This is a genomic window from Flavobacterium sp. ACAM 123 (assembly GCF_000264055.1).
Classification (GTDB): domain Bacteria; phylum Bacteroidota; class Bacteroidia; order Flavobacteriales; family Flavobacteriaceae; genus Flavobacterium.
The window spans coordinates 1-11,923 of record NZ_AJXL01000039.1 but is presented as its reverse complement, the minus strand read 5'-3'; the positions used below and the strand labels follow the sequence as shown (position 1 = coordinate 11,923).

Annotated in this window: 9 protein-coding genes, 1 tRNA gene and 1 pseudogene; all 11 read left to right on the top strand. The window is 35.9% G+C overall.

All coding sequences use genetic code 11. From position 1 onward, the window contains the following. Positions 1 to 6: 6 nt before the first annotated feature. On the top strand, positions 7 to 1,236 hold the full coding sequence (gene mraY / locus A3SG_RS0108990; RefSeq protein WP_016989694.1) for a phospho-N-acetylmuramoyl-pentapeptide-transferase: 1,230 nt from the start codon (positions 7 to 9) through the stop codon (positions 1,234 to 1,236). Position 1,237: 1 nt separating this feature from the next. Beyond that, positions 1,238 to 2,568 (top strand): annotated as a pseudogene (murD, locus tag A3SG_RS19490) (UDP-N-acetylmuramoyl-L-alanine--D-glutamate ligase). A 39-nt stretch (positions 2,569 to 2,607) separates the two neighbouring features. Continuing rightward, positions 2,608 to 3,897, top strand: coding sequence for an FtsW/RodA/SpoVE family cell cycle protein (locus A3SG_RS0108980; RefSeq protein WP_016989693.1), 1,290 nt, complete (start codon positions 2,608 to 2,610; stop codon positions 3,895 to 3,897). Positions 3,898 to 3,944: 47 nt separating this feature from the next. Beyond that, a complete protein-coding gene (gene murG, locus A3SG_RS0108975; protein WP_016989692.1) occupies positions 3,945 to 5,039 on the top strand; it encodes an undecaprenyldiphospho-muramoylpentapeptide beta-N-acetylglucosaminyltransferase in 1,095 nt (364 codons plus the stop codon). Between the two features lie 17 nt (positions 5,040 to 5,056). After that, complete coding sequence (gene murC, locus A3SG_RS0108970) at positions 5,057 to 6,406, top strand: UDP-N-acetylmuramate--L-alanine ligase (RefSeq protein ID WP_016989691.1); 1,350 nt, start codon at positions 5,057 to 5,059, stop codon at positions 6,404 to 6,406. Next, complete coding sequence (locus tag A3SG_RS0108965) at positions 6,393 to 7,115, top strand: cell division protein FtsQ/DivIB (protein WP_016989690.1); 723 nt, start codon at positions 6,393 to 6,395, stop codon at positions 7,113 to 7,115. Before murC ends, A3SG_RS0108965 begins: the two co-directional genes overlap by 14 nt. Before the next feature lie 7 nt (positions 7,116 to 7,122). Beyond that, positions 7,123 to 8,502: a cell division protein FtsA gene (gene ftsA, locus A3SG_RS0108960; RefSeq protein ID WP_016989689.1), complete on the top strand. Its 1,380-nt coding sequence runs from the start codon at positions 7,123 to 7,125 to the stop codon at positions 8,500 to 8,502. A 63-nt stretch (positions 8,503 to 8,565) separates the two neighbouring features. Beyond that, on the top strand, positions 8,566 to 10,500 hold the full coding sequence (gene ftsZ, locus A3SG_RS0108955; RefSeq protein WP_029596702.1) for a cell division protein FtsZ: 1,935 nt from the start codon (positions 8,566 to 8,568) through the stop codon (positions 10,498 to 10,500). A 307-nt stretch (positions 10,501 to 10,807) separates the two neighbouring features. Then, the gene (locus A3SG_RS0108950) at positions 10,808 to 11,257 is read left to right on the top strand and encodes a GatB/YqeY domain-containing protein (protein WP_029596701.1); all 450 of its coding nucleotides are present in this window, start codon (positions 10,808 to 10,810) and stop codon (positions 11,255 to 11,257) included. A 185-nt stretch (positions 11,258 to 11,442) separates the two neighbouring features. Continuing rightward, the gene (locus A3SG_RS21205) at positions 11,443 to 11,637 is read left to right on the top strand and encodes a GIY-YIG nuclease family protein (RefSeq protein ID WP_255347698.1); all 195 of its coding nucleotides are present in this window, start codon (positions 11,443 to 11,445) and stop codon (positions 11,635 to 11,637) included. A 16-nt stretch (positions 11,638 to 11,653) separates the two neighbouring features. Then, a tRNA-Arg gene (locus A3SG_RS0108945) sits at positions 11,654 to 11,727 on the top strand. The last annotated feature ends 196 nt before the right edge of the window (positions 11,728 to 11,923 follow it).

Below are 11,923 nucleotides of genomic sequence, written 5' to 3'. Positions count from 1 at the left end.
AAAAATATGCTGTATTATTTATTTGAATACTTAGATAAGACATTGAATGTTTCGGGAACGGGAGTTTTCCAATATATAACATTTAGATCGGCATTAGCCTTTATACTTTCGTTGTTGTTGTCTACGATTTATGGAAAAAGAATCATTCGTTTTTTGCAAAATCAGCAAGTGGGAGAAACAGTGCGCGAACTTGGATTAGCAGGCCAAAATGAGAAAGCGGGAACGCCAACCATGGGAGGTTTAATTATCATATTTGCTACGTTGGTACCTGTTGTGTTGTTTGCAAAGTTGCAAAATATTTATGTAGTGCTTTTGATCGTGACCACTTTGTGGATGGGGACAATTGGGTTTATAGATGACTATATCAAAATATTTAAAAAAGATAAGCAAGGACTAAAAGGGATTTTTAAAGTATTCGGGCAAGTGGGGTTAGGTCTGATTGTTGGAGCTGTGCTTTATTTTAGTCCGGCAGTAACAGTGCGCACAGATACTGGAAAAGGAGATGTTTTCAGAGTCGCCACAGAGAACGTAATAACGGAGAGTCCAGTGGAAGAAAAATCAACAGCCACTACAATTCCTTTTTTTAAAAATAATGAATTCGATTACGCTGAGTTATTGGCATGGACAGGTGAAGGATATGAAAAATGGGCTTGGGTAATTTTTATCCCGGTCGTTATTTTTATCATTACTGCAGTTTCAAACGGAGCGAATTTAACAGACGGAATAGATGGACTCGCGGCAGGTACCTCGGCGATATCAGTTTTAGCGCTGGGGATCTTTACTTTCGTATCTGGAAATATTATTTTCTCTAATTATTTAAATATCATGTATATCCCTAATTCAGGGGAAATGACGGTGTTTATAGCTGCATTTGTTGGGTCATTAATTGGATTTCTATGGTACAATTCCTATCCGGCATCTGTTTTTATGGGCGATACTGGAAGCTTGACCATTGGAGGGATTATTGCTGTGCTTGCTATTGCAGTTCGTAAAGAATTATTGATTCCGTTATTGTGCGGTGTTTTTTTAGTCGAAAATCTATCGGTCGTCATACAGGTTAGTTATTTTAAATATACGAAAAAACGCTTTGGCGAAGGTAAAAGAGTTTTTCTGATGGCGCCTTTGCATCATCACTATCAAAAGAAGGGCTATCACGAGAGTAAAATTGTAACTCGATTTTGGATTGTGGCCATCATGTTAGCGATACTATCGATTATTACTCTAAAATTAAGATAACATGAGATTAGTAGTTTTAGGAGGAGGAGAAAGTGGAGTAGGTACTGCCATTTTAGGTAAGAAAAAAGGATATGATGTTTTTGTATCTGATTTTGGAAAAATAAAAAAAAATTACAAAGAAGTTCTTACAGATAATGGTATTGATTGGGAAGAGGAAAGGCATACAGAGGATTTAATTCTAGATGCAGATGTAGTCATGAAAAGTCCCGGAATTCCTGATAAAGCTCCCATAATAAAAAATTAGTTGAAAAAGGAGTTCCTGTGATTTCAGAAATAGAATTTGCGGCTCCTTTCACAAAAGCACTTACAATAGGTGTGACAGGAAGTAACGGAAAGACCACTACAACCATGTTGACTTATCACTTGCTTAAATCGGCGGGATTGAATATAGGATTGGGAGGGAACATTGGAAAGAGTTTTGCCTGGCAAGTTGCTGAAGATAAATACGATTCTTACATACTTGAATTGAGTAGTTTCCAGTTGGATGGAATCGTGGATTACAAACCGCATATTGCCATTATTACTAATATTAGTCCTGATCATTTGGATCGATATGAATATAATTATCAAAATTATATCAATGCAAAATTTAGGATTACAATGAATCAAACCGAGGATGATTACCTCATATATGATGCAGATGACGAAGCCATTACAGAATGGCTAAAAAACAATAAAACGAACGCTAAATTAATCCCTTTTTCATTGACAAAAACTTTCAACGAAGGAGCATTTATACAAAACAACAAAATGGAAGTAATTATCAATCAAGATGAATTTTTAATGGAAACAGAATCTATTGCATTAGAAGGAAAACATAATATGAAAAATGCAATGGCAGCAACCTCTGTGGCAAAATTAATGCAAATACGAAAAGCAACAATCCGTGAAAGTTTATCTAATTTTCAAGGAGTGGAGCACCGTCTTGAGAAAGTATTGAAGATTCAAAATGTACAATACATCAATGATTCAAAAGCCACTAACGTAAACGCTACCTTTTTTGCACTTGACAGTATGAATATGCCAACAGTATGGATTGTAGGAGGGGTGGATAAGGGGAATGACTACAATGAGTTGATGTCGTTAGTGCGTGAAAAAGTGAAAGCTATCGTGTGTCTTGGAGTTGATAATAAAAAAATAATTGACGTTTTTGGGAATGTGGTAGATATAATGGTTGAAGTTACTAATATGGATGATGCCGTTAGAATGGCGCAACGATTAACGGAGAAAGGGGATGCTGTTTTATTATCACCTGCATGTGCCAGTTTTGATTTGTTTGAAAACTATGAGGATAGAGGAAATCAATTTAAACAAGCGGTTCACAATCTATAAATGAGAGTCAGCACCTTTTTTAATAATTAAATAATACAAATGAAACAACTAATAAGCAATTTAAAAGGAGATAAAGTAATATGGTCATTCGTGGCTTTATTAGCCTTGTTTTCATTTATGCCTGTTTTTAGTGCTAGTAGTAATTTGGCTTATTTAGGACATGGAACCGGAAATACTTTGGGTTATTTGGTGAAACATTTGGTCCATATCTGTATCGGCTTTCTCATTATTTATGGCGTGCATAGGGTGCCGTATCATTATTTTAGAGCAATATCTAAGGTAGCTTTGCCGGTTGTATGGATCTTGTTATTGTATACATTAGTCAAAGGAACAGTCATTGCTGGAGCAAATGCTAGTAGATGGATTCAGGTTCCTTTTATAGGAATGTCATTCCAGACGTCGACATTGGCATCTGTAGTGTTATTCATATTTGTAGCCAGATACTTGTCTAAAACCAGAGAAGTGGCAATAACTTTTAAATCCTCGCTTTGGGAGCTTTGGTTGCCTGTGTTCATTACTTTGATTCTAATTTTACCGGCTAATTTTTCCACTACAGCATTAATATTTGCAATGATACTCATGTTGGTGTTTATCGGGAAATATCCATTGAAATATATTGGAGCTATTGTCGGATCCGGAATTCTATTTCTTGCTTTTTTTGTTCTTGTAGCTAAAGCTTTTCCTGATTCCCGATTTTTTAGTAGAGTATCAACATGGGAAAGCAGAATCGAAAATTTCAGCACGGATAAACCGGATGAAGATGATTACCAAATTGAGAAGGCTAAAATTGCTATTGCATCTGGTAAAATTTATGGGCTGGGTCCTGGAAAAAGTGTTCAGAAGAATTTTTTGCCACAATCTTCCTCGGATTTTATATATGCTATTATAGTAGAAGAATACGGCCTAATTGGTGGTTTTGGTGTTCTTATTTTATATTTATTGTTGTTGTTTCGATTCGTTATTGCTTCACACAAGGCCAATACGCTCTTTGGAAAGTTAGTCGTCGTGGGACTCGGTTTCCCGATGATATTTCAGGCTATGGTGAATATGGCTGTGGCAGTAGAATTATTGCCGGTAACGGGTCAGACATTACCGCTGATCAGTAGTGGAGGTAGTTCAATTTGGATGACTTGTTTTGCTCTGGGGATTATTATAAGTGTGACTAAAAAAGACGAAGAAATTGAGGAAGAGCTTAAGACCGCCGCTAAACGTGAGGAAGCGCTTCAGAAGCTAATTGACGCTGAACTGGATGCAGAAAGAGAGATTGAAGAGGATTACTCAATTGTAGATAAAGCGGGAAATCCGATGAATGCAGTTTTGAACAAATAAGCTTTTTACGATAGAACTTAATTTTAAAAACGAAAAAATTCAATAAGATGAGGCAATATAAATTCATATTAAGTGGTGGAGGTACAGGTGGACATATTTATCCAGCCATTGCTATCGCAAATGAATTGAAATTACGTTTTCCTGATGCTGAATTTCTTTTTGTAGGTTCGAAAGATAAAATGGAAATGCAAAAAGTACCGCAAGCCGGTTTTCAAATTAAAGGATTGTGGATTGCTGGTTTGCAAAGGAAAATAACATTACAAAATTTGATATTCCCATTAAAATTGGGAGATAGTTTATGGAAAGCAAAAAAAATAATTAGAGAGTTTAATCCGGATGTAGTTATTGGAACAGGTGGTTTTGCCAGCGGACCTTTATTGAAGATGGCCAGCATGATGGGTTTTCCTACGGTAATTCAAGAACAGAATTCCTATCCTGGGATTACGAATAAATTATTAAGTAAAAAGGCCGATATAATCTGTGTAGCATATGAAAATTTAGAACGCTTTTTTTCGAAAGAAAAAATGGTTGTAACTGGGAACCCGGTCCGAAAAGATTTAATTGAGATTGAAGATAAAAGAGAAGCGGCAATTGATTATTTTAATTTAAATGGCAATAAAAAAACGTTGTTGGTTCTTGGCGGAAGTCTTGGGGCAAGAAGAATAAATCAGTTGATTGAAAAAGAATTGGAAAATATTCAAAACCAAAATGTTCAGATAATATGGCAATGCGGGAAGTTATATTTTGAGGATTATAAAAAGTACAATTCTAATGCTGTTCAGGTAATCGCTTTTATCGAAAGAATGGATCTTGTGTATGCCGCCTCGGATATTATTATCTCCAGAGCTGGAGCGTCATCAGTATCGGAATTAGCTATTGTGGGAAAGCCTGTGATTTTTATTCCCAGCCCTAATGTAGCTGAGGATCATCAAACTAAAAATGCAAAAGCTATTGTCGATAAAAAAGGAGCACTTCTAATGAAAGAATCCGAGCTTGAAACAGAGTTTAGCCTGGTTTTTGAAGCATTATTAAAAGATAAAGGAAAGCAAAGTCAGTTAAGTGAAAATATCAAGCGCTTGGCAATGCCGGAAGCGACGCAAAAAATTGCTGACGAAATTGTGAAATTAATTAGAAACAAATAAATACAGAATCAATCGATATGAACTTAAACCAAATACATAATGTCTATTTCATCGGTATCGGTGGCATCGGGATGAGTGCTTTGGCTCGGTATTTTAAAAATATCGGAAAAGAGGTTGCTGGTTATGATAAGACTCCTACAGCTTTGACAAAAGAGCTGATAGATAGTGGTATTGCAATTCATTTTGACGATAGTATTGATTTGATTCCCAAAGATTTTTTCATCGAAAACACCTTGGTCATTATAACGCCTGCTGTTCCTGCGACACATTCAGAATGGAAATATTTTAAAGAGCGGGAATATCATATTAAGAAAAGAGCTGAGGTACTAGGAATAATAACAAAAGATACGTTCTGTTTTGCGGTTGCGGGAACGCATGGGAAAACAACAACGTCTAGCATTTTAGGACATATTTTGTATGAAAGCGGAGCAGATGTCACCGCTTTTATAGGAGGGATAGTAGAAAATTATAACTCGAATTTAGTAGGTGATGGGAAAACAGTTACGGTAGTGGAGGCAGATGAATTTGACCGTTCTTTTTTGCATTTACATCCAAATATTGCTTGCATCACATCAATGGATGCAGACCATTTAGATATTTATGGGACGAGTGATGCGATTGAAGAGTCGTTTGTGGAATTTGCGAATAAGGTGGAAGACAAAAACAGATTATTCATAACTAAGGAACTACCGTTAGAAGGTGTTACAGTAGCGCTAAATGAGGATGCTGTTTACAGTGCGGTAAATGTTAGAATCGATAACGGGAGTTACATTTTTGATGTAAAAACCCCAAATGGAATTTTAAAAGATTTCCGTTTTGGACTGCCCGGAAAACATAATTTGATGAATGCTTTAATGGCTATCGCAATGGCAATAAATTTCGGCACCCCAACCGATGCAATTGCGATAGCCTTAGCTTCATTTAAAGGGATAAGAAGACGATTTTCATATCAGATAAAAACCGAAGATTTAGTGTATATAGACGATTATGCACATCATCCAACGGAAATTAATGCAGTGCATCAAGCAGTAAGGGAATTGTATCCTGATAAAAAAGTGCTAGCAGTTTTTCAGCCTCATTTGTTCACTAGAACAAAAGACTTTGCGGATGCCTTTGCGAAAAGTTTAGCTCAATTTGACGAGTTGTTATTGATGGATATTTATCCCGCTCGTGAATTACCAATGGAAGGAATAACATCAGAATGGTTATTGGGTAAAATAGATAATAAAAAGAAGAAGTTGGTATTAAAAGAGAATGTGATAGAAGCTATTCTGGAAAGTGATGCTCAGATAATAGTGACGATAGGAGCAGGTGATATTGGAGAATTAGTAGGGTCGATAAAAAAAATACTAAATGAAAATATTTAACTGGACAAATACGAGATTAGTTCTCATGATGGGCGTTGTAATTTTCCTTTTTTCATTTACCTCAACCCGAAATGAAAACAGAAAAATAAGTAAATCTGTTATTATTTTTATTGGGGATAATGCTCTTTTTGTAAAAAGAGAAACGGTTAATAAATTGTTAATAGAAAATGAAGAGAATGCATCAACCATTGGAAAAGATAAATTAGATTTGAATAAGCTTGAGAGAATATTGAATTCAAATGAGATGATTGAAAAATCAGATGTATTTGTGAGTATTGACGGCGTTCTAAAAGCAGTGGTAAAACAAAAGACACCAGTGGCGCGGGTTTTGGATAGTGACGGCTCTTTTTATGTTGATTACGAGGGAGGTATAATGCCTTTGTCAAATAATTTTACCGCTAGAGTTCCGCTTGTTTCAGGGAGGATTAGTAGAAGAAATAGCCAAGAATATGCGCAGCTATTTTGTCTAATTTATGATGATGATTTTTTGAAAAAAAACATTATTGCTATTGAGATTATGCCCAATGGAAGATTAAAAATGCGCAATAGGAATTATGATTATCAAATTGATTTTGGAAATATCGCGGATATGGAGCAAAAATTCAAAGATTATAAAGCCTTTTTTCAAAAAGCAGTTTTAGATAGTTCGTTATACAAGTATAAAAAAATAGACCTCAGATTTACAAAACAAGTAGTTTGCACTAAATAAATAGATAATGGAAAAAGAGAACGTTGCAGTGGGTCTAGATATTGGGACAACAAAAATTGTTGCCATGATAGGCAAGAAAAATGAATATGGTAAGTTGGAGATTTTGGGAGTTGGTAAATCTAAAAGTTTAGGTGTTGCCAGGGGAGTGGTAAATAATATTACGCAAACCATACAGTCAATCCAACAAGCAATTCAGGAAGCTGAGAATAATTCAGGTTATAAAATTAAGGATGTTGTAGTAGGAATTGCAGGTCAGCATATAAGAAGTATTCAGCATACGGACTACATAAGTAGAAGTAATCCCCAAGAAGTAATAGGAGGAGATGACATTCAGCTTCTAATAGATCAAGTGAATAAATTGGCCATGTTGCCAGGCGAAGAGATCATTCATGTGTTACCTCAGGAATTTAAAATTGATGGCCAATCTGAAATCAAAGAGCCTATAGGAATGTATGGTGGCAGATTAGAGTCTAGTTTTCACGTTGTGGTGGGACAGGCGTCATCCATACGTAATGTGGGGCGATGCATCCAAAGCTCAGGAATTGAATTGTCAGGACTAACATTAGAACCATTGGCATCCTCTGATGCTGTATTGAGTCAAGAAGAGAAAGAAGCTGGAGTTGCCTTAATTGATATTGGTGGAGGAACTACAGATTTAGCTATTTTTAAAGATGGAATTATTCGCCACACCGCAGTAATTCCTTTTGGAGGAAATGTTATTTCGGATGATATAAAAGAAGGTTGTTCTATTATTGAAAAACAAGCGGAATTATTAAAAGTGAAATTTGGTTCAGCTTGGCCTGGTGAAAATAGAGATAATGAAATCGTTTCTATTCCGGGACTGAGAGGAAGAGAGCCAAAAGAAATTTCTTTGAAAAACTTGTCAAAAATAATTCATGCAAGAGTGGTTGAAATCGTAGAGCAGGTTTTTACAGAAATCAAAGCCTACGGACATGAAGATCCTCGCAAGAAATTAATTGCAGGAATTGTGCTTACAGGTGGTGGCGCGCAGTTAAAACATATTAAGCAGTTAGTCGAGTATATCACTGGAATGGATACCAGAATAGGATATCCAAACGAGCATTTAGCTGGTGACTCTGATGAAGAATTCTCTAGTCCATTATATGCCACAGCAGTAGGGTTAGTAATGAATGGCATCGATAATCAAAAACAAAGTGCAGTTAGAATGGATGAAGTAGCTCAGCCAAAAGTAGCTGTACATAGCGCCCCTGCTGTAGAGAGTTATGATAGAAGAGAGGAAGAGGAGCAAGAGGTGAATGCAAGAGTTAAATCAAACAAGGAAGAATCTACTGGAGACAAGATAAAAAAGACATTTTTTGATCGCTATGTTGATAAAATTAAAGACTTTTTAGATAACGCAGAATAGGGCTTAGGCCAAAAAGAAAATTAAAATACAACAATTAATAATTAATATCAAAAACCAAATAAAATGATGAGCAACTCAGAATTTGGAAGTATTTCATTTGATTTACCAAAAAACCAATCAAATGTAATCAAAGTAATTGGTGTAGGTGGAGGCGGAAGTAACGCTATAAACCACATGTTTAAACAAGGAATTAAAGGAGTGGATTTTATTGTTTGTAATACGGATTCACAGGCATTACAAAGTAGTTCAGTTCCTAACAAAATTCAGCTTGGTGTGAACTTAACTGAAGGGCTTGGTGCAGGAGCAAATCCTGACGTGGGTCAACAATCAGCTATAGAAAGTATCGCTGAAATCGAAAAGATGTTAGATCGCAACACTAAGATGGTTTTTATCACTGCAGGAATGGGTGGGGGCACCGGTACAGGTGCGGCGCCAGTAATTGCACAATTAGCTAAGGAAAGAGAAATTCTTACTGTGGGTATTGTAACGCTACCATTCTTATTTGAAGGTAAAGTTCGTCAAGAGCAGGCTAAAATAGGAATCGAAAAACTACGCAAACAGGTAGATTCCCTAATTGTTATAAACAACAATAAGTTAAGAGAAGTATATGGAAATCTTGGTTTCAAAGCTGGGTTTTCAAAGGCAGATGAAGTTTTGGCTACTGCGTCTAGAGGAATTGCAGAAGTAATAACACACCACTATACTCAGAATATCGATTTAAGGGATGCTAAGACAGTTTTGTCTAATAGTGGAACTGCTATAATGGGATCGGCTGTTTCCGAAGGGGAAAACAGAGCTAAGGAGGCAATTGTGTCTGCTCTAGACTCTCCTTTGCTAAATGATAATAAAATCACTGGTGCTAAAAACGTATTGTTGCTCATCGTTTCAGGTTCTAATGAAATCACTTTAGATGAGATAGGAGAAATTAATGACCATATTCAAAATGAAGCAGGTCACAATGCCAATATCATTATGGGTGTTGGTGAAGACGAAACATTGGGTGACGCTATCGCGGTAACTATTATTGCGACTGGATTTGATATAGAACAACAAAATGGAATTGTAAATACAGAACCGAAAAAAATAATTCATACCTTAGAGGATGAGCAAAGAAGTGTACACAATCTATCGCAAAATACAGTAACGGCATTCGATTTGAACGCGGAGAAAACAGGTTCAGATTCAGTAGAAAGAGTTGTTTTTGATTTAGTGGAAGACAGTGTGATTCCAGAAGTAGTGGTTCCTGTTGCAGGAAATGAAGAGTTGATGGCAATGTCCGAGTTTATTAAGAACTTAGACGTTTCTTTCGAAATCGTTTCTCCCGTCAAGGATGTTGATTTTACCTTTACTACTCCAAAAGTTGCAGAAGTAAAAGAAGTTCAACAGCCTAAAGCGACAGAAAGACAAGAACAAACTACTTTTTCTTTTGATTTGCCAATACACAAACCAGAACCGGTACAAAAAGCAGAAGAGAATAAAGTATTCGCTGATTTGACTAACGGGGCACGAGATATCAAGGTGAATCAATCTGTTGAGTTTGTTCCCGTGACTGAAGTGGCAGACAAAGGTATTATCAAGTACTCTCTTGAAGAGTATATGGAGGCAGAAGATGACTTTAGAAGCTCTAAACCAGTTGTAAAAGTAGCTCAAGAGGTTGTTCCTGCCGAGCTAAACATCACGATGAAACAAGTTGATACAGCAAAAGAGGCATCTTCAAGAGTCGAGGAAATCTCTCCTATGGAAATGACAATTGAAGAAACTTTGAAGCTTAGAGCTGATGAGAGAAGAAAGAAACTAAAAGAATTCAATTATAAGTTTCATAATAATGTTTCTAAAATTGATGAGTATGAAAGAGAGCCTGCCTATAAAAGATTAGGAATAGACATATCAAATACACAGTCAAATAATACAAATTCGAGAATTTCCGTTGGTACAGATAGTAACAATGATTTACAGTTGCGTTCTAATAACTCTTTTTTACATGACAACGTAGATTAAGTAATACAAACCAAAATGATATAACCCGAAAATTGAATTTAATTTTCGGGTTATTTGTTTTATCTTCGCGCAGGCAAAGCGAGGATTTTATTTTTCGGGCCTAAATCCTGCTGTCGTTTCAAGCTTTTTCTCGAAAATGCTTTTTTCAAAGTCCTTAAAAGAGCTTCCTTCGGTTGCTTTTTAAGTTCAAGAAAAAATACACTTTCTCATAAAAGGCTTTTTACTACCATCAGGTGCAAAAAGAATCCTTTTCATAAGGCGCAAATAATTAAACGAAGCAACATTGCTTAATCAAATAGAAACAAAAATGAGTTTATCAATACAAATCATGGATGAAATCAAAGTCGCCATGAGAGCTAAAGATACAGTAGCTTTAGAATCATTAAGAGCGATAAAAGCTGAAATTCTTTTAGCTCAGACAGCTTCAGGTTCAAAAGAGGAAATCTCTGCGGCAGACGAAATCAAATTGCTGCAAAAACTGGTAAAAACCCGCAAAGACAGTGCTAAAATTTTTACAGAGCAAAATCGTATGGATTTAGCTGAGCCGGAATTGGCACAAATTGCAGTTATTGAAAAATTCTTGCCAGCGCAATTAAGCGAAGCAGAAGTAGAAGCTGTGATTGCAAAAATCATTGCTGAGACTGGGGCAACTGGTATAGCATCAATGGGAAAAGTGATGGGATTAGCGGCAGCAAAACTGGGCGGAACAGCCGAAGGGAAAACCATCTCCTCATTAGTTAAAAAGCTATTGGTTTAAAATACAATATAGTGATTGCTGAATTTGGATAATTGGTTCAACAATTTTAAATCTAAGATCAACAATCGTTAATCCGAAAGCGGCAATTTTTAGGCTGCGTAGTTCAACTGGACATCTTCCTGCCGGAAGGGAATATCAGATTTCGACAAAAAATTTAATATTTTGTATATATTTTATAGAGCGAAATTGATGGCAGACTTTATAAAGGTGAGACAAGTGATCTAATTATACAAATTAAAGAACGCAATTCGGGTAAGACAAAATCAACAAAATGGTATAAGCCATGGGAATTGGTTTATTTTGAGACATTTAAAACAAGAGAAGCCGTTCTTCGTGAAAAATATTTTAAAACAGGAAGTAGAAGAGAATTCTTAAAATAAAAATTAATAAGTTAATGGCTGCGTAGTTCAACTGGATAGAATATCAGATTTCGACTCTGAGGGTTGCAGGTTCGAACCCTGTCGCGGCCACTTGTATAGAAGCAACAAAATGACAAAATAAATAGTGCCATTTTGTTGCTTTTTTTTAAAAAACACCAAACACAATAGTACGCTAGCCACAGAAAATATGGATGCATTTCAAATTTTTTTATTTGGATTTTTGGGAGTCGTTTTGTTCCTTTTTTTTTTTAGGTCGTCATCTTTGTAACCGACTATAATGTGTTTG